Raw genomic sequence first — 16,962 nt, 5'->3', positions numbered from 1 at the left:
TAGCTTTAATTGAAGTTAAAAGAAATTTAATTTTTTTATCTAAGTTTCACTGGCAAAAAAGAATTAATTCAGCAAATCAAGTTTATGAAACTACCAAATGGCCCGCAGTACCCAGCACTAGTACAGATGCTTCAGTGGATCATCAGCCCCATGTCTTTTATGGAAGCTTGTGCCCAGCGCTATGGCGATATTTTCACAATCCAATTAAATGGGCCGGTGGTGTTTGTTAGCAATCCCCAAGCCCTCCAGCAAATGCTAGCTAGCGATACTAAGGAGTTTGCAGCCCCCAGCGATCGCAACACTGCTTTTGAACCAATGCTAGGAAAAAATTCTCTAATCACAATCAGTGGTGAAGTACATCGGCGACACAGACAGTTATTGATGCCTCCGCTTCACGGTGACAGAATGCGAACCTATGGACAAGTAATTAACAATGTCACAGAGCAAGTCATTTCCCTGTGGCAAATAGACAAACCCTTCTGTGTACGTTCTGCTATGCAGCTTATTACCATGCGCGTAATCATGCAAGCTGTATTTGGACTATACGAAGGCCCAAGGGCGCAAGAACTAGAGGAGATTTTAGCTGCCATGCTAAATGAAACTTCTCCTTTTAGAGTTATTCAACTTTATTTTCCTGCTCTACAAAAAGATTTTGGGCCAAAAAGTTCTTGGGGAAAATTTCTGCGTCGCCGAGAACGAGTTCACCAACTGCTAAATGCAGAAATTCAGGAACGTCGAGACCAACCAGATCCGTCACGCACAGATATTCTCAGCTTACTCATGGCAGCCCGTGATGAAGCAGGCCAGCCCATGACAGATGCAGAGTTGCGCGATGAATTGATGACTTTGTTAGTAGCAGGCCACGAAACCACAGCCACTGCTCTGACTTGGGCATTGTACTGGATTCATAAATCTCCCTCAGTGCGCGAAAAGCTGCTGCAAGAACTAGATAGTTTAGGTGATAATCCAGACTCTAATAGTGTTTTTAAAGCACCCTATCTCAATGCTGTTTACTGCGAGACTTTGCGAATTTACCCAGTGGGTATGCTGACTTTTCCACGGATAGTCAAAACACCCGTATCACTGTGCGGTTATGAACTTGAACCAAATACAGTTGTCATGGGTTCAATATATTTAACCCACCAAAGGGAGGATTTATATCCACAACATCAACAGTTTAAACCAGAACGCTTTTTAGAACGTCAATTTTCTCCTTACGAATATTTGCCCTTTGGAGGTGGTGTCAGACGCTGTATTGGTATGGCATTCGCCCAGTTTGAAATGAAAGTTGTACTCGCAAAAATTCTTACGAGTCAAGAATTGGCGCTAGTTGATCATCGTGATGTGCCACCTAAACGCCGTGGTTTGGTAACAGCTCCAGCTCGTCCTATCCAGATGGTTGTGAAAAGTCAGCATAAACCGAAGTCTCGTACTTTAGAGACAAGCACTATCTAACTCAATATCTAAATACTGTGTGGGGTTGATAGTTGCATTCAGTCAGCTTTCAACTCTCACACATGTAGTAGTGGTTACATTCATTAATATAAAATTATGTCGTTGATCTAAGTAGGTCGGTGTGAATATTTATTGTTGTGGCAAGGCAGGAGGCAGTAGTGAAGAGGATTTTAGTCTAGCTTACCTTTATTAACATAGTTTTGAGGAAGTGAACACAATGAAAAAACTGATCTTAGTTGCTGTCTTAGCCACTTTAACTGTAGTGACACCTGCCCATGCACAAATGGACTGGCTGACCCCACACCTTGAGACACAGCGTTGGAACAGGCGTAAACCCAGCACACGCAAGCCCAGCACCCGCAAAGCTCCCGAACGGTATCCTGAAGTGCGGGTCAACGGACAACTACTTAAAAGTTCTGTCGCGCCGGTCGAAGTGAATGGGCAAACCTTCGTCCCATTTCGAGATATATTTGAGGCATTAGGCGCAACAGTCACTTACAACAGGCAAAAGCGCCTGATTACGGCGAAGCGCGGCTCGTCCACGGTGCAACTTTCACTGCCTGGCAGTACGGCTAAAATGGAAGGTAATAGACAGAATTTCGATAGGGGCGAGATGCCGTTCTTTCACAGGGGTGTCGTAATGGTACCGCTACGCATGGTTTCTAAAACAATGGGTGTTCAAATCAAGTATGTTCAACGCCCAACTGTCTCGCTTATCTCCATCACTAACGGGGTTCCCTGAAACGATGAGCTTGACGTTCTAACCGACAGTATTAAGAGGCTATGCATCCAAAAATAAGGGCGTTGCGTTAATCAAAACACAACGCCCTTGCCGCACTATGAGCTATTTTTGCTACCTGTACTTCAATAATATTTACTAAATAATTAAAAGTAATTAGACAGAAAAATAGCGGCTTATTGATATTATTTTTGATGCACTCATTATAAAAAACAATGGATGAAGATCAGCGTCGCTCTTACTGGCGTGCTAATACTGCTTTAATTCGTAACCTTTTAATTGTCTGGGCATTGGTTTCTATCGTTTTTAGTATTTTACTGGTTCAACTATTGAACGGGGTACGTTTTTTCGGCGTACCCTTTGGCTTTTGGATGGCACAACAAGGCTCAATCCTGGTATTTGTTGCTTTGATTTTCATTTATGCGTTTCAAATGGACAAATTAGACCGCAAATATAATATCAAGAAGTGAGGAAAAACCGTGTCAGTTGAAATTTGGACTCTTTTGTTGGTTGGACTCTCCTTCGTTGTTTACATTTATATTGGTTGGCAATCACGAGTCAAAAATAGTAAAGACTTTTTTATCGCAGGACAGGGAATACCGGCAATTGCTAATGGTGCAGCCACAGCGGCTGACTGGATGTCCGCAGCTTCGTTTATTTCAATGGCGGGGCTGATTTCTTTTTTAGGGTATGACGGCTCTATTTATCTGATGGGTTGGACTGGTGGCTATGTGCTGTTGGCATTGTTGTTGGCTCCTTACCTGCGGAAGTTTGGTAAGTATACAGTGCCAGATTTTGTGGGCGATCGCTACTACTCGAATGTTGCTCGTTTAGTAGCAGTTGTTGCAGCTATTTTTGTCTCGCTTACTTACGTTGCTGGGCAAATGCGGGGCGTGGGCATTGTTTTTAGCCGTTTCTTACAAGTTGACATTAATACTGGTGTGATCATCGGTATGGTGATCGTCGGCTTTTTCTCCGTGTTGGGCGGGATGAAAGGCATTACCTGGACACAGGTAGCACAATACTGTGTGTTAATTGTTGCTTATTTAATTCCGGCAATTGCGATCGCTTGGTTGCTCACAGGTAATCCTATTCCTCAATTAGCATTTACCTTTAGTGATGTTGCCGACAAACTCAATCAAGTCCAAGTTGATTTAGGGTTTAAGGAATATACTCAGCCATTCGCGAACAAGTCCATGCTCGATGTGCTGTTCACAACTGTTGCTTTGATGGTCGGTACTGCTGGCTTACCCCACATTATTGTCCGGTTTTATACAGTTCCCAGTGTACGGGCTGCCCGTTTTTCTGCTGGTTGGGCACTATTATTTATTGCCATTCTTTATACCACAGCTCCCGCCCTCTCGATGTTTGCCCGCTATAACCTCATCGATTCTCTGCACAATCATACGGTTGCAGAAGTGCAGCAGCTAGACTGGGCAACTAAGTGGGAAAAAACTGGATTGCTAGCCTTTGAGGACAAAAATAAGGATGGCCGTCTCCAGTTAACCCCAAGTAAAGACACCAACGAAATTACGATTGATCGGGATATTATCGTGCTTTCTACCCCAGAAGTAGCTAAACTTGCTCCTTGGGTAATCGCTTTGGTAGCAGCTGGGGGATTAGCAGCAGCTTTGTCTACAGCATCCGGTCTATTGTTGGTAATTTCTAGTTCTGTAGCTCACGATATTTACTACCGCATTATAGATTCCACAGCCTCGGAACAAAAACGGGTGTTTGTCGGGCGGATTATGGTTGGTTTGTCCCTTGTTCTTGCCGGCTATTTTGGGGTGAACCCGCCGGGATTTGTAAGTGAAGTGGTGGCTTTTGCTTTTGGTTTAGCAGCTGCTAGTTTCTTCCCGGTAATTTTCTTGGGTATTTTCGACAAGCGCACCAATTCCCAAGGAGCGATCGCTGGGATGTTGACTGGTTTAATTTTTACCATAGTCTACATTATCGGCGTTAAGTTTGGGGGTATGCAACCTTGGTTTTTTGGAGTTTCTCCAGAAGGAATTGGTACTCTAGGTATGCTGCTTAATTTAGTAGTTACCTTGGTAGTTTCTCGCCTTACCCCACCCCCACCGGCAGAAATTCAAGCAATGGTAGAAGACCTCCGCACTCCAACTATTGAAGAATCGGTACTTGAGTAAAGAAGGTAGTGGACACAGGGGCAGGGAGCAGAGGAAAATAATAATGCCCCCTTCTCCTGACGGAGACGCTACGCGAACGGGTGACGTTCGCAAGCTCACTCTAAGCGAAGCTATGCCGCAGGCTTTACGCTGCGCTAACGCAGTCGCCTGCGAACCATGCTCAATGCCCCATGCTCAATGCCCCTTACGGGCATAGATTTAACTGTGCAAGGTTTTCTCAACTTAAACAAACCATTAGACTGGACTTCTCATGACTGCGTAGCACGAGTTCGAAAACTTTTGCGCCTCAAACGTGTGGGACATGCAGGAACCTTAGACCCATCTGCTACCGGAGTGCTGCCAATAGCACTTGGTAAAGCTACAAGATTATTGCAATATCTGCCAGAAAACAAAGCTTATAAAGCCACTATCCGGCTAGGTATACGTACCACAACCGATGATTTACAGGGTGAAATTATTAATTCTCAGCCTTGTGCTGGATTAAGCTTCGCAGAGATAAAAACTGCCCTGTCAAAATTTGCGGGCAAAATTGAGCAAATACCACCAATTTACAGCGCCATTCAAGTACAGGGAAAACGTCTTTACGATCTAGCACGGCGAGGTGAAACAGTAGAAGTACCAGTCAGAATAGTGGAAATTTTCAGCATAGAAATTTTGGATTGGCGAGAAGGAGATTTCCCTGAATTGGATATTGCGATCGCCTGTGGTAGTGGTACATATATTAGAGCGATCGCCCGCGATTTAGGTACAGATTTAGAAACTGGTGGAACTCTTGCCGCTTTAACCCGTACCCAAAGTAGCGGTTTTGACTTAGCAGACAGTCTCACCTTCAACGATTTAGAAACTAAACTGCAAGCCGGAATCTTTCAACCTATTGCTCCTGATACTGCCTTACAGCATCTACCATTTGTGAATTTACCAGCAACATCAGCACAAAAATGGTGTCAGGGGCAGCGAATTTCCCTAACTCTGGATCTTTGCGGGATGGTGAGAGTTTATGAACAAGAAACTCGCTTTTTGGGTGTTGGACAAATACAAGGTGAAGTCTTGATTCCTCAAATGGTTTTCGAGCCGATTTCGTAATTTATTTTGCAATATATCGTTTCCCAAACAATTCAGGTATACCAAAATCTTGTTTGCTAGGCTTGGTAGCTTTGAAAACCTACCTCACAAAAGCAGGAATCGCTACAATACATCAAGCAATTAAGATACCATTATCAATTTAGTATTTTTATTTATGCGGTTTGATGCTGCTATATTAATGTAATTAAAGCTTATGGTAACAATTTAGTGGTGTAGAAAGCGATCGCCTACTCTTGTAATGCTATGTTTTTCATTGCGCTACTGCTTTATACAATCACAGAAAAACTAAAAGGGCTTAAGTCCAATCTCAAAATCTCGATTTTCCCTGGTAAAGGTGTTCATGAATTGGCAATCTTGAGTAAAGAAAGACTTATTTTGTCCAATTCCAAAAAAACGTGACATTTACAAACTTTTTCTTCTCATACTTAGCTTGCTTTACCGCAGGAGTAGAGAATGAAAAACAATGTAACTTAAAGCTTATCAAATATTTCCTTTTATAAAGGAGAAGTTTGGGAGCAGTAACTTTTATGGGTATTGAACTCTAGGCATAACGAATTAATTCTATTCGTTAGCAGATCACGTTAAAAAGAATAGGAATTTTACTTTCACTTGAAAGTTTGCAAACACTAGAGCTTATCAATCAATGAATAAGACCGCCACCCGTAGATTTTCTATTTTTGCAACTCCCAGTAAAAAATGGGTAGTCCAGCAAATCGTCATAGATTTAACATCAAGCGAAGCCGAAAGCTTGGAACAATATTGTGAACAAACAGGCAAAGCCTCAGGGGATGTGATTCGAGAACTCATTCGTGAGTTGCCTGTAAGCTGACTTTGCCAGCTAAGTTTGAAAAGCCAGAAATCCCCATTTTGCTTTGCAAAATAAAGCATTCAACGTGAGCCTTTAGAGGCTTATGCTTAGTCAACATTGAAAAGAGATCAGTTAAAAAAATGCCCAACCGACAGTTACGAAGGTTGGGCATTTTTTTTGTTAGGCGTAGCACAACAAGGTTCAGTTAAAAAATTTATCCGTTGAAGCAGACAGTGGGAACAGGGGATGCAGGGGAAGCAGAGGGGGAGATTGAAAGGTCTTATTCCGAAGGAGATTCAGCACCGTACTGAATAAAAGCCATCAAATTAAAAACTTGGTGATAAGACCACAAATGTAGGTTACTTGCCAATTCTGAGGGTAAAATCAGGGTTTGAAGTTATAGTTACATGATTTACTTGTTTCAGCATGAATAAAAAATGGGCAGTCAAGCGAATTACTGTGAATCTGACATCAAATGAAGCCAAAACCCTTGAAAAGTATAGCAAAAATATTCATAAAATTTTAATCGCGAAATTTATTTGCTTACTTTAAAACTAGCAATTATTTATCGCGAATTTTTATTTTGTCTACAGTTCAACTCCAGATATTCTTAATGTATTTATTTTAAATAAAAATATTTTAATCTCAGCTTATCCAAAAGATAGAAATCTTTTAATCAAGGTATTTTAATAACTATTGAATTTGTAAAACAACTAGTGTCATATCATCAGTATTTTGCTGACCATTACCGATGAATTGCTGAACTTGGTCAAATAAGTAATCTACAATCTCTTGTGGCCCATTGTAGTAGCTACAAGCTGCACTGAAGGCGGTAACGAAGTTTTCTTCATCAAAGCGATCGCCACTAGCCGCAGCAGCATCAGTTAGACCATCTGTATAATAAATAACTGTATCTCCCGCTTCTAGCTGTGCCTGGGCATTCTCATATTGGCTGTTAGCATCTAAACCAATCAACATTCCGAGGGTATCCAACCGAGTAATAGTTTTTGTGGCTGCGTGCCACCACAAAGGAGGATTATGAGCCGCATTACTGTAGGATAAAATCCGGGTTTGGGGATTATATTCTGAATAAAACAACGTTACAAAGCGGTGGGAATTTTCCAAATCCGCATACATGACTCGATTCAAATTTTGAAGAATTCCAGCGGGAGAATTACCATGCAATACTTCTCCTTTCAGCATTCCCCGCATCATTGTCATTATTAAACCTGCGGGTACACCTTTACCCATGACATCCCCAATTACCAAACCCCAACGGCCAACTTCTTGAACAATTCTGCTGCTTAGTTGAATTTGATTGTGATTAGTGGGAATAAAATCGTAGTAGTCTCCGCCGACGCGATTTGCTGGTTTGCAACGTGCAGCCAAAACTGCACCCGGAATAATAGGACATTGACGAGGTAGTAGTCGCCGTTGAATTTCTGCCCCAATTTCTAATTCTTGATCTAAACGTTCCTTCTTCCTCAGTTCTACTGCTAATTCATCATTTTCAATTGCTACCGCTGTTTGATCTGCGACTAACCGGACTAATTTTTGCCTAGTATCTGTCCAGCTATATTCTGGATCACGGCTCAAGACGTATAGCCACCCTCGTTCTGTATGTTTCACCAAAATAGCTGTGCCAAAGATTTGCACGTCTGGCCCCAAGTACTGATGCATCTGATCGTCCAAAATCCCTGTAGTAGTTGCTAAAGGGGGGATACTTGACGAAAGGGTGATTTGACTACTAGCTGTTTCTAAAGCTTTGCGGATGTTCTTCCGCTGACGACTGTCCTGCCAATGTAACTGCTCTAGCCTAACTTGACCGTTAGGTTTATAAAGAAACAGGGCGCTGCCGTCTGCATCTGTTACTCTTGTTGCCATCAATGGAATCAGCTCCAAAAACTGATTTAAATTATTAAAGCTTCTGAGGGCAAATCCTAAAGAACTCAGCAAATCTTGGATTTTATTCTGTTCTCGGTGCAGTCGCGCCACGAGTTCTTTCAGTGCCACGACTGGTGTGACATCCGTCGTGGCACTAGTATTACTATCAGTGGGTTGAGAGGGCAGTTGAGACACAGTACAGTTATTATTGCGCTTAACAGCAGCAGATATAGATTACTTATAAACTCTTTGTTTTTGGTATTGCTAAATCATATTGGGACAAAATTTGTCACTTTAGCAAGAGTAAAAAGACGTAGGATATGACTTGATACAAGTATTGCATTTGCTTGTTACATTTCTAGATAAATTAGGGTAAATTCTAACAACTTATTTTTAGTGATAAATTCCTGGCACAAGTCAGCAATTCTTCTCAACATCTAGAAAGTTACTCCATTTTCCATAATTTAATCAGCAAATAATACTTCTTTTGGTATAGATATATTCTCTGACCGTAAAATAATTTCGCTATATTTTATGAGTGTTTAATCAAGCTGATAAGATCATAGTCCGGTCAGATAAGGGTATTCTCGGAGATAAGCTTAAAGGAAGAAAAGCTAACAATCCTATCCAAAGCTGAAAATCAGCAAATTTTCAGATGCACTTTAGCTTACTCAATAAATAACTATAAAGCTAATGACATCCGGTTAAGGAAAAATATTCCTCAAAATCTTTAACTTTAAAATTCAACAAAGAGTTGTGGTCAGACTGTCATATTTACAACATTTAATTTCGTGTTAGATAATATTTTTAGGCCATTCTGTAAGTGAATACTGAGAATAATTTCAATAGTATTGCTTCAATTTACTAACACCAACTGATATTTTGAGGATGGTGATTTAGATGTCTTAAGTCCAGCTTTTTGAAAGTAAGAGGTTTTCCACAGCTCATAAATTTAGCAGTCTCCATGTTTTTGGCACTACATCTAATGGCTTTGTTGGGAGTTGAAAAAAATGACGTTAAAGTCAGATTTTAGCAAAATCTAGCATATTTGATCGCAAAGCAACAGTTTTAGGACTTAGGTTTTTACCAATATTGGATTTCTACTTAATCGCAGTCATAATACCAGATGACTAAATCCTAAAATACTTTGGTTTTCTCAGAAAAGAGCTTAACTGAAAAATGTCAAATTAACCACTCAAGAGAGCTTCGACAAACTCGTAGCTAGAAAAAGGACGTAGGTCTTCAATTCCTTCGCCAGCACCAATAAAGCGAATGGGTAAACCAAGTTGCTGTACGACAGCAAGAGCAACACCTCCTTTGGCAGTGCCATCCAGCTTAGTTAGCACCACACCGCTGAGTTGAGCAGCTTGAGAGAAAACTTCAGCTTGCCGCAAGCCATTTTGACCCAAAGTCGCATCTAAAACCAACAAAGATTCGATTTTGGCATTGGGGGCTTTTTTGTCGATAATCCGGCGAATTTTACTGAGTTCATCCATTAAATTTTTCTTATTTTGCAGTCGTCCAGCAGTATCTACCAAAAGTAACTCAGTTTCTCGTGCTTGGGCGGCGGCGATCGCATCGAACACCACAGCAGCCGGATCTGTATTCTTACCAGGATTAGAAATTACTTCTACGCCACTTCTAGTGCCCCAAACCTTCACCTGTTCTACGGCAGCAGCTCGGAAGGTGTCTGCTGCGCCAATCAGGCATTTGTAGCCTGATTTTTGTGCTAGGTGGGAAATTTTGCCAATGGTAGTGGTTTTACCAGCGCCATTAACCCCAGTAATTAACCAAATATTGAGAGTTTCTTTGTCTGGAGCAAAGCTAGATTTGTAGGATTCCTTCAGTGGCCGATCCAACATATCCCGCAAGATTTCTTTCAAGAAGGCGATCGCCTCTTCTGGTGGAGTGACTTCGGCTCGTAGTTTTTTCTGTAGCTCACTAATGATGTAATCTGTAGCTTCTACACCCACATCAGCTTGCAAAAGTGCAGCCTCAATTTCTGCTACCGCAGCTTGGTTTAAAGGCCCTTGCCCGACGATCGCCTTCAATTGATTTAGAATGTTACGACGGGTTTTATCTAACCCTTGCCGTAGCTTCTTTAGCCAGTTAATTTCTTCAATAGAAACGTCTTCTGGTCGCCTACCTTGGGCTGCCAAAACTTCCGTTGACCACATAAATCCTTCATCAAAAGCCAATCCAGGAAATGCCTCTGCTGTTTCTGAGGTGGTAGTTGTCGATGCTACAGCAGGTGACACTACTTCTGGTTCTTGTACTTCAATCGCACTGGCTATTAGTCGTTCTTGCTTTGCTTGCCGTTCTGCTGCGGCTCTTTCTAAAAAAGATAGATTTGCTGGTAATTCAGTAATAGATGGCGATTCTGCCTCGTCTATTGTTAATTCTGAATTAGGCGTTACTGGCTCCTCAGTAATTTCTGCCACCGAATCAACCTCAGCCGTAAATACAGGCTGTTCCTCAGTTATATCTGCTGCTTCTGGCTGTGTTGTTGCAATTACTTCCGCAGTTGTTTCAGCAACAGTTGCAGCTATCTTTGCAGGTTGTGCCGTTTCATGGGCTTCAGTTACTACCGTAACTGCTTCTTGTGGTTGTGCGGTTTCTACCGCTTCAGTTTTTGGTGATTGGTCAATTTCTGAGTCAGGTTGAGTTTCTACTTGTGGGGATTGTTGTTTTTGCTGGATATTTTTGTATGCAGCTTTAGCAAACGCCAACAAATCTGCTGCTGATTCTTGTGCAGTTTCTGTCGTTGGGTTTGCAGTTTCGACTGGTTCTGGTTGGGGTTCTTTTGCTGGAGGAGTTTCTCCTTGTGCGTTTTCAGAGGGGGTGTTAGAGGAATCGTTGTATTGACGACGGAACCAATTAAAAACCATTGCAGCTAGCGGTATTAGTTGTTATATAGATTATGAGTTATAAGTTTAATTTAAATCTTCCCTCTTTCCTGGGGTAAAAACCTCCGGGTTATCCTCACCTCTTATGCAGCAGGGGAGTAAGAGAGAAGTGTGATCTTCTCCCTTGGGAAGAGGTTAGCAATGAAGAAGGGAAAAGGGGAAGGGGTAAAGGAACCCCATATTTAAAAACAGGGGTTTCAAGCATAGACGCTGATATAGAGTCGCACTACGTTTCCTCCTAAATCTTCTTTTAATATTCTCCAGATTTAAAAATAGGGGCTTTATACCATCTGAGGAAAAGTTTTAAATTTAATTCCTTTACCCCTTATACCATTTCACTAAAAATATGATATGACTGTAAAGCCTGAAAACTTTGCTGCATCTAAGTTCTTTAATTGCGAATTGCGATCTTCGCAGCGTAAAGCCTGCGGCATAGCTACGCTTAGAGCGACGAAGGAGCGTCATTGCGAATTGGTATTACCCCTTACCTTTTACCCCCTCTTGGTAACGGACTTCCCCAAGACCATTCTGCTTTACGAATTACGAATTATGAATTATGCAGTCTTTTTTTGATCTGTGACTCGGCGCAGAACACCGTTAATAAACCGATGACCTTCGTCTCCACTGTAGCGTTTGGCTAGCAACACAGCTTCATTAATAACCACGCTATCTGGAAGTTCTAAAAATAGCATTTCTCCTACAGCTATGCGGAGGATGTCTTTATCGATTTGAGCAAGGCGAGTGACTTGCCAATCTACTAAAGCAGAAGCTATGCGTTCATCGATCGCAACTCGCTCTTCGTTGACCATTTTGACAAGCTGGATGGCATATCTGCCAACTTCCCTATCTTGATTGGCTAGCTGAATTAATTCTGGAAATTCAACTGCTGCACCTAGTTGATTGATTGCCGTTTGAGTACATTCAATCGCCTCTTTGAGCATAGTTCTAGCACTATTAAGATCTGAAGCACGAGTTTCGCTAGTTAAAAGGCGATCGTTGCTGCGTTGTAGTTCAGCAGCGGCATTATCTAAGCTATCTTGCACCTCTGATCTGAGGGTGCGTACTGTTGCTAACACTAACTTGGGTAGATGTTCTTCAGTTAATTTTTTAGGATTTATGGGCAACTGGCTGAGACTTAACAGCGCTAATTCACGAGCAATTTGCTGGGGTTTTCGGTCTTGCATAGAAGTAAGTGTCTAAGCACTAAATTAAAGGGTTAGGAGTTAATACATTTTGGCAGAGTCAGACAACCATATTATCTATATTGTTGGTGAATTTACCGGATTGAGTTGAAGTTTAAATTTCTTCTACAGGAATGATGGGGCGTTTGGTTTCTAGGGTGGGTGTTTCTAGATTGTGTTCTTTAGAAGAAATAATTAACGAAGGTAGGGATGTGTTCGGAGCAACAATACCACCAGAAACTACTACTTTAAAAGCGTCCTCTACCGACATGGATAGGTTTACTACTTCGTCCTCTGGAACTATTGCATACCATCCTGTAGTTGGGTTTGGAGTGGTAGGAACAAAGATACTTAGCATCGGGCGAGACATCTGAGCTTGGATATCACTACTAATTGCACCCGTTACAAAAGCGATCGCCCACATTCCACGCCGGGGATACTCTACTAAAATTACCCGACGAAACCTATTATTAGAATCTTTTAGTAGTGTTTCTAAAAGTTGTTTTAGGGTTTTGTATACCTGACCAGCTAAGGGAATTGCTTGCAATAACCGTTCACCAAAATCTAGTAACCACCGCCCAGCAATATTTCGAGCCATCAACCCAATTAAGAGAATACTCAGTAGTGGTACGGCTAGTCCTACTGCTAAATTAAGTATATTTACTAGTATTGGATGTAGCCCATCAAAAGGATTTAGTTGTTTGGGAATCTGGGTAAGGAAATTGATGACCCAACTGGCAATAGTAATTGTTAGCCAGATAGTGGTTGCTAGCGGAATTATCACCAACAAACCAGCAATCAGGTCATTTTTTAAATCCTGTTTTAAGCGATTAATTCCCAAGCCCGTATTCTCCTTTTCTAGGCTAGTGGAACGTTTGTTATTGGTATTCATAACCAGCAGATTTGTCCATTTATGAAGACATGACTTGTGGCATTTTCTACCCCAAGCTTTTACCCAAAACTGCAAGCATCTGGGTCAATACCATGAAAATACACACTAACTGCTGAAAAACCAGCTATTTTTCTACAATCGCGCATATTGACACTTATCAACCAAAATGATGGCTGGCTTATCTTTGAGAATGTTACTTTTCTTTGTACGACTTGTAAATGATTGTTGCAAGTCTTTGGGATATTACTAATCTTACCGCGCTCCATCAAAAGCTGCCTATGATTCCCAAAGCACTACAGGGTCGACAGATGATTGGTTTTGACTAGTAAATCAACTGCACTTAAGGAGGAGTGACTTTTCTGAAAAAGTTATGTTAAGAATGTTAATTTATCATCCGCACTAAAATAATTCAGGCTCAATAAGTAGTCTGGATAAAAAATGTTTGGTGGATATTTTTATTTTGCTTAAACTGCATCAACTTTTGTGGTTGTTGAAGCCGTGTTATGTACTTCCACGCCCGGAGATATTTTTGCTTCTAAATTAGAGGTTGGTAGGTGCTGCATTTCCCAAACTTTCAGTAAAATCAGGTATTCATAAAATGCCTGCAATGTACACCAAGCCATACCAGCACGTCCATCTAGGCAGCCACCTAAGATAAAATACATATATAAAAAGCGTAGTAAAGGTCTAGCGGGTAAACGCAACGACAAATCCTTGAGGGCGCGTCGTCTTTCGACTTCCGACTTGCCTAGGAACAAATCTCGCCAGTTAACTTTACCTTGTTGTAATTGATATAAAGTTTCCTTGGCTTCATCTGTAGAATAACGGTTATGTTTCTCAATCCAGCGGCTCAAACCTTTACTAGACGTGTAATGAGGATAGGTTTCCTTTAAAAAACTGGTGACACCTTCACAAACTTCCCGTTCAGTATGACCGTAGTCTGTAAACCAGACTTTACCGTGACGGAACAAACGCATTTGGTAACGAGGATATTGGGTACTGTAGCGAATCCAATGATTCATGAACATTACACGTTCAGCAACGTAGTAGCCAATGTAGTCTGAATTTTGACTTGCCTGTACGCATTCAGCAAACAATTCTGGTGTCATGCGTTCATCGGCTTCGAGAATATAGACCCACCCGTATTTTGGGGGTATAGATTCTAGCATCCAAGTGCGTTGTTGTCCGTGGCTTTCAAATGGGTGTTGGACAACGCGTACAGGATAACGACTAGCAATTTCTACAGTGCGATCGCTACTGCATGAATCCACAACAATAATGTCATCTGACAGCATCGCCGACTCAATACAAGCAGCAATATCTAATTCTTCGTTATATGTGAGTATGTAAATTGAGAACATTTCTAAGTTTTAGTTAATAGTTAATAGTAAAGTTAGGAGTGAGGAATGAGGAGTTATGAGTTTAGTTTTCCCCATTGCTCCCGACTCCCCTGAGAATTAACGTGCGGTTGCTTTACGTCCACTACTTTGTAAGCCACCCATACCCCGTAATCCTGTCCAGCCGATAATAATGTAACCGATAGACAACAGCAGACTGCTAATACCAATCCGTAAACCAGATTTCCAAGCGTTGTCTTTAGCTTGTTTTTCAGCTTCTTCCTTACGCTGACGAATTTGACTCAATCTTTGATTTGCCAATCCTTGAGGATCTGTTTGCTGGGCAATAAATTTGTCAAGTTCTTGGGGATTTGCTTTAAATTTCTTGAGTAATTCTTTTTGCGCTTGAGGAATTTGAGGGTTATTAAGCGCTTGTTGATATTTTTGATCATCTTTTAGCAGTTCGCTAAACTGAGATCTCGCTTGGTTTCGCAGTTGTTCTAACTGAGCTTTTCCTTGGTCGTTGTTGAGTTGGGCTTGAAATTGGGATAGTTGGTTTTTAAGCTGATTTTCTGCCTGCTCAGCATCTTGGTTAATTTGATTTACTGTTTGAGCGCTAGCTTGACGCACATTGTTGAGGTGCAGGGGAAAAATCAGCAAGAAGATTAAACCTAAAATACTGGATAGTATGAGGGCGGGAAATCTTAAGTCTACGGGTTGTGGGCGATCGCCATCACTAGTAGCTTCATTCATCCAATAGCCAACGAATAACATCCCTAAACCGACTAGAGGCACAATTCCTCTATCAACTAGTGCTGTTGCTAGATTGATTTGCCATGCTCTATCAGTTGGCTGGAAAGGTAATAAAAGAATCAAAAAGTCAAGCAAAAAGGACAAAATTAAGATGATTCCCACCACCTTTAGTGTGAGGGCAGCGTTCAAAGAGGCAAAACGTTTAGTCATAGTTGTTTAAACTTGTGGTAGATCAGAGTAATTGTCCTATTTAAAGTTACTTGAATATTGTTCCCATGACTCTGCCTATTCCATTAACTAACCTGTTGTATGGAAAAAAGCAGATGCAATACTGGTTAAAATTTTCTGCCTTTTCGTTTGAAACTACACCACGGTAGCATTTGTTATCTTGGGTGTCTTCAGGAAATTCTAGGTGTTTCAATATACGAAGGTAGTTATGGGTTAAGAGTTGAAGAAGCTAAAAATAGCAAAAGTGGACACGTTGAGTTTGTTTACTTCATGTCTTAACTTGGTTCTGAGCAACTCGTTCCCAAATCGGCAGATCCTCTGGAAAATCAACATCAGCTAAAGGAGGCAAGTATACAAGTGATAGATTAAGTTCCTCAGCAATGTCCACAGTTTGTTGCAATACTTGAGAGGTTCCCCAGTCGATGTTAACGAATAATTCTGGGATGAGGCGACGCAAACCAATCAAATAGTAGCCACCATCAATGGCTGGGCCAAGCACTAAATTACAGGTATGTAGTTGTTCAAAGGCTTTGGTAAGAATCTGGCAATTTACTTCAGGGCAATCAATACCGATAATAATTACTTGTTCTTTTCCAGATTGAAAGGCATCGAAAAGCGATCGCGCCATCCGCGAACCTAAATCCCCTTCACCTTGGGAATGGTAAACTAAATCAAGCCCCAGCCAATTTTGCATTAACTGCAAATCACCACCACTAAACCGCACTTCTAAAGATATATCAGTTGCTTTTTGTAATTCTTTAACCTGAGATATTGTATGTTCAGTCATTTCTCGTTGCAGATGAGCAGCGCCAACAGCGCCCAAAGCGGGTATGAGTCGGGTTTTTGTCTTTCCTGATTCTGGATAGCGAGTGAAAATAATTAGGTGCTGCTTGAGACTTTTGGATGGTTTCAGCACACAATACCTTAATTTTAGTTACCTAAAATATCTTAATAGCAATAGTCACCGTCGCTATTAGCTCTAGTATGTTCTTTTGCGGTTCGCATTGCTCCTAAAAGTGTGGAGATATAGACACAACGTTTAGCTTTACCACCATATTTGCTAGATAACGTGATTCGTCTGAATACATTAACGTTACCTCTGTAGTCAAATTGAAGTTTGCGTATTCCATTTGACAATGGCAAAGTTGTTTCAGGATCAAGAAACACATGGGAATCTAGATTGTTCCAATAAAAACCCGATGGGTTAACTGTAGCAGGATGAACTGCCCATTGAATAATACCGTTTTGCTCACGAAAACTGGCTTGCCAAGTCAATTTTTCTTTGGTAGCCTGACTTTGGGCTTGACGCATAGCAAGGTAAACTTGATTTTGTGCCGTATTAAGCTGCTGAATATTAACAAAAGCCAGCCAGTTAGGTATTGCCAAAGCAGCTAATGTACCAATCATCATCACAATTACTAACATCTCTACTAACGTGAAACCGCTATTAGAGCAATTTTTAAAACAATTATTTTTATTAATTAAATGTTCTTTAGGTACAGATTTATCTGCGTCCATCTGTGTTTATCTGCGGTTAATTATTTATTCC

Annotated in this window: 14 protein-coding genes and 1 pseudogene; 7 read left to right on the top strand and 8 right to left on the bottom strand. The window is 41.2% G+C overall.

Annotation, left to right across the window (positions count from 1 at the left end; genetic code table 11):
* The first annotated feature begins 84 nt into the window (after positions 1 to 84).
* The 7 genes and pseudogenes from I8751_RS22475 to I8751_RS30290 form a co-directional block, all read left to right on the top strand.
* On the top strand, positions 85 to 1,455 hold the full coding sequence (locus I8751_RS22475; protein WP_214441317.1) for a cytochrome P450: 1,371 nt from the start codon (positions 85 to 87) through the stop codon (positions 1,453 to 1,455).
* 217 nt (positions 1,456 to 1,672) lie between these two features.
* Entirely contained in the window at positions 1,673 to 2,197 is a 525-nt protein-coding gene (locus tag I8751_RS22470; protein ID WP_214441316.1) for a copper amine oxidase N-terminal domain-containing protein, read from the top strand.
* A 212-nt stretch (positions 2,198 to 2,409) separates the two neighbouring features.
* A complete protein-coding gene (locus tag I8751_RS22465) occupies positions 2,410 to 2,664 on the top strand; it encodes a DUF4212 domain-containing protein (protein WP_214441315.1) in 255 nt (84 codons plus the stop codon).
* Between the two features lie 9 nt (positions 2,665 to 2,673).
* Positions 2,674 to 4,341, top strand: a complete 1,668-nt coding sequence (locus tag I8751_RS22460) for a sodium:solute symporter family protein (protein WP_214441314.1) — start codon at positions 2,674 to 2,676, stop codon at positions 4,339 to 4,341.
* A gap of 204 nt (positions 4,342 to 4,545) precedes the next feature.
* Positions 4,546 to 5,424, top strand: coding sequence for a tRNA pseudouridine(55) synthase TruB (gene truB / locus I8751_RS22455; RefSeq protein ID WP_214441483.1), 879 nt, complete (start codon positions 4,546 to 4,548; stop codon positions 5,422 to 5,424).
* A 643-nt stretch (positions 5,425 to 6,067) separates the two neighbouring features.
* Complete coding sequence (locus tag I8751_RS22450; protein ID WP_214441313.1) at positions 6,068 to 6,253, top strand: CopG family transcriptional regulator; 186 nt, start codon at positions 6,068 to 6,070, stop codon at positions 6,251 to 6,253.
* Positions 6,254 to 6,658: 405 nt separating this feature from the next.
* Positions 6,659 to 6,733, top strand: a pseudogene (locus I8751_RS30290) (CopG family transcriptional regulator); the annotation flags it as partial.
* 192 nt (positions 6,734 to 6,925) lie between these two features.
* On the opposite strand, the gene I8751_RS22445 reads toward I8751_RS30290, so the two are convergent.
* The 8 genes from I8751_RS22445 to I8751_RS22410 all read right to left on the bottom strand — a co-directional run bounded on the left by I8751_RS22445 (position 6,926) and on the right by I8751_RS22410 (position 16,931).
* Positions 6,926 to 8,311 carry a PP2C family protein-serine/threonine phosphatase gene (locus I8751_RS22445; RefSeq protein ID WP_214441312.1) on the bottom strand — a complete coding sequence of 462 codons (1,386 nt, stop codon included), beginning with the start codon at positions 8,309 to 8,311 and terminating at the stop codon, positions 6,926 to 6,928.
* Positions 8,312 to 9,303: 992 nt separating this feature from the next.
* A complete protein-coding gene (gene ftsY / locus I8751_RS22440; RefSeq protein WP_214441311.1) occupies positions 9,304 to 11,004 on the bottom strand; it encodes a signal recognition particle-docking protein FtsY in 1,701 nt (566 codons plus the stop codon).
* Positions 11,005 to 11,576: 572 nt separating this feature from the next.
* Entirely contained in the window at positions 11,577 to 12,206 is a 630-nt protein-coding gene (gene nusB / locus I8751_RS22435; protein WP_214441310.1) for a transcription antitermination factor NusB, read from the bottom strand.
* Positions 12,207 to 12,318: 112 nt separating this feature from the next.
* Positions 12,319 to 13,095 carry a DUF502 domain-containing protein gene (locus tag I8751_RS22430; RefSeq protein ID WP_214441309.1) on the bottom strand — a complete coding sequence of 259 codons (777 nt, stop codon included), beginning with the start codon at positions 13,093 to 13,095 and terminating at the stop codon, positions 12,319 to 12,321.
* A 464-nt stretch (positions 13,096 to 13,559) separates the two neighbouring features.
* Entirely contained in the window at positions 13,560 to 14,456 is an 897-nt protein-coding gene (locus I8751_RS22425; protein WP_214441308.1) for a glycosyltransferase family 2 protein, read from the bottom strand.
* A gap of 96 nt (positions 14,457 to 14,552) precedes the next feature.
* A complete protein-coding gene (gene hpsJ-B, locus I8751_RS22420; RefSeq protein ID WP_214441307.1) occupies positions 14,553 to 15,395 on the bottom strand; it encodes a hormogonium polysaccharide biosynthesis protein HpsJ in 843 nt (280 codons plus the stop codon).
* Positions 15,396 to 15,681: 286 nt separating this feature from the next.
* Positions 15,682 to 16,329, bottom strand: coding sequence for a TIGR04282 family arsenosugar biosynthesis glycosyltransferase (locus tag I8751_RS22415; protein ID WP_214441306.1), 648 nt, complete (start codon positions 16,327 to 16,329; stop codon positions 15,682 to 15,684).
* A 32-nt stretch (positions 16,330 to 16,361) separates the two neighbouring features.
* Entirely contained in the window at positions 16,362 to 16,931 is a 570-nt protein-coding gene (locus I8751_RS22410) for a type II secretion system protein (RefSeq protein ID WP_214441305.1), read from the bottom strand.
* Positions 16,932 to 16,962: the final 31 nt, after the last annotated feature.

This window comes from Atlanticothrix silvestris CENA357, from assembly GCF_016056295.1.
Taxonomy (GTDB): domain Bacteria; phylum Cyanobacteriota; class Cyanobacteriia; order Cyanobacteriales; family Nostocaceae; genus Atlanticothrix; species Atlanticothrix silvestris.
This window is presented reverse-complemented; position numbering and strand designations above follow the sequence as displayed.

Excerpts from the sequence above, each read along its gene's own strand:
- I8751_RS22475 (WP_214441317.1), top strand. The coding sequence starts at position 85 with ATGAAACTACCAAATGGCCCGCAGTACCCAGCACTAGTACAGATGCTT.
- I8751_RS22470 (WP_214441316.1), top strand. The coding sequence starts at position 1,673 with ATGAAAAAACTGATCTTAGTTGCTGTCTTAGCCACTTTAACTGTAGTG.
- I8751_RS22465 (WP_214441315.1), top strand. The coding sequence starts at position 2,410 with ATGGATGAAGATCAGCGTCGCTCTTACTGGCGTGCTAATACTGCTTTA.
- I8751_RS22450 (WP_214441313.1), top strand. The coding sequence starts at position 6,068 with ATGAATAAGACCGCCACCCGTAGATTTTCTATTTTTGCAACTCCCAGT.
- ftsY (WP_214441311.1), bottom strand. The coding sequence starts at position 11,004 with ATGGTTTTTAATTGGTTCCGTCGTCAATACAACGATTCCTCTAACACC.
- nusB (WP_214441310.1), bottom strand. The coding sequence starts at position 12,206 with ATGCAAGACCGAAAACCCCAGCAAATTGCTCGTGAATTAGCGCTGTTA.
- I8751_RS22430 (WP_214441309.1), bottom strand. The coding sequence starts at position 13,095 with ATGAATACCAATAACAAACGTTCCACTAGCCTAGAAAAGGAGAATACG.
- I8751_RS22425 (WP_214441308.1), bottom strand. The coding sequence starts at position 14,456 with ATGTTCTCAATTTACATACTCACATATAACGAAGAATTAGATATTGCT.
- hpsJ-B (WP_214441307.1), bottom strand. The coding sequence starts at position 15,395 with ATGACTAAACGTTTTGCCTCTTTGAACGCTGCCCTCACACTAAAGGTG.
- I8751_RS22410 (WP_214441305.1), bottom strand. The coding sequence starts at position 16,931 with ATGGACGCAGATAAATCTGTACCTAAAGAACATTTAATTAATAAAAAT.